Origin of the sequence: Micromonospora sp. NPDC047620, from assembly GCF_043205005.1 — a bacterium.
Classification (GTDB): Bacteria; Actinomycetota; Actinomycetes; order Mycobacteriales; family Micromonosporaceae; genus Micromonospora.
Window position 1 is genome coordinate 1 of record NZ_JBIDDG010000115.1, and the last position, 1,410, is coordinate 1,410.

2 protein-coding genes are annotated in these 1,410 nt (G+C 69.9%); both read right to left on the reverse strand.

The window, feature by feature from the left end:
• Nucleotides 1–537 (reverse strand): acyl-CoA dehydrogenase family protein (locus tag ACGF5C_RS34560; protein WP_393308596.1); only part of this gene is annotated, 537 nt, incomplete at its 3' end.
• A 43-nt stretch (nt 538–580) separates the two neighbouring features.
• A partial coding sequence (locus ACGF5C_RS34565) for an acyl-CoA dehydrogenase family protein (protein ID WP_393308598.1) occupies nt 581–1,410 on the reverse strand: 830 nt, incomplete at its 5' end.

The window sequence follows — 1,410 nt, forward strand, 5'->3', positions numbered from 1 at the left end:
CACAACCTCGTCCGGGCTCGCCGTATACAGCCGCCGCGCCGCGTCCACCGATTCGATCCGGTCGCCTCGGCGAGCCGTGCAGAGCTTGTCTCCGTCCACGACCAGCACCACATCGGCGGAATCGGCGTCGAGGGCCGGTGTCTGCGGCGAGAGCGCGATGGTGCCGAGCGCCTCACCCTCGGCGAAGCTCGGCAGCCATCGCCGCGCCGGACCCGAATCGTCGAGCGCCTGCAACAGTGCCGGAATCACCGCGGCGGTCTCGATCACCGGGCCCGGCACCGCGGCCCGGCCGAATTCCCGGCACGCCACCACCAGGTCGATGGTCTCGGCGCCCATCCCGTCGTATTCCTCGGCCACGGCCAGGCCCAGAGCGCCGGCGCCGGCCAGTTGCCGGATCAGTGCCCGGCCGCCACGGGCGCCGCCGCCGTTCCAGTTGCGGATGACGGCGGGCGTGCCCGCGGCATCGCACATCTTGCGCAGGCTGTCGGCGAAGTCGCGTTGTTCGGGGGACAGTGCAAATCTCATCGATGGGTCCATTCGGGGGTGCGGCGCGGGGAGGCGGGGTGGCACATGGCGGATCTCAACGCGGTAGCCCGAGCAGGCGCTCGGCGACGATATTGCGCTGAATCTCGTTGGTACCGGCATAGATCGGGCCCGCTAGCGAGAACAGGTAGCCGTCGGTCCAGGCGCTGCTCTGCTCGGCCGAGGCGCCGAGCAGATCCAGGGCGGTCTCGTGCATCGCGATATCGAGCTCGGACCAGAAGACCTTGTTGATCGACGATTCCGCGCCGAGTTTGCCGCCCTCCGACAGTCGGGTCACGGTGCCGAGGGTGTTGAGCCGGTAGGCCTCCGCGCCGATCCACGCGTCGACCACGCGGTTGCGGGCCGCGGTGTCGGCCGGATCGGCGGTCTCGCGCCACAGCTCGATCAAGCGCGCGGCCGTGGCGTTGAACCGGCCCGGGCTGCGCAGCGACAGGCCGCGCTCGTTGCTGGAGGTGCTCATCGCCACCCGCCAGCCCGCGCCCGGTTCGCCGATCACATCGCGATCGGGGACGAAGACGTTGTCCAGGAAGATCTCCGCGAAACCGGGCTCGCCGTCGAGCTGCGGGATGGGCCGCACGGTCACACCGTCCGCGGACAGCGGGAACATCACATAGGTGAGGCCTGAATGCCGCGAAGCGGCCAAACCCTTACTGCGCCGCTCCTCCTCTGTTTCGCTGCGGAACAGGCCGAAAGCCCAGTCCGCGAACGAGGCTCGCGAACTCCAGGTCTTCTGCCCGTTGAGCACCCAGCCGCCCTCGACCCGCTTCGCGCTGGAGCGAATGCCCGCGAGGTCGCTCCCGGCCTCCGGCTCCGACCATGCCTGCGCCCAGATGTCGTCGGCGCGAGCCATTCTCGGCAGGATGCGCT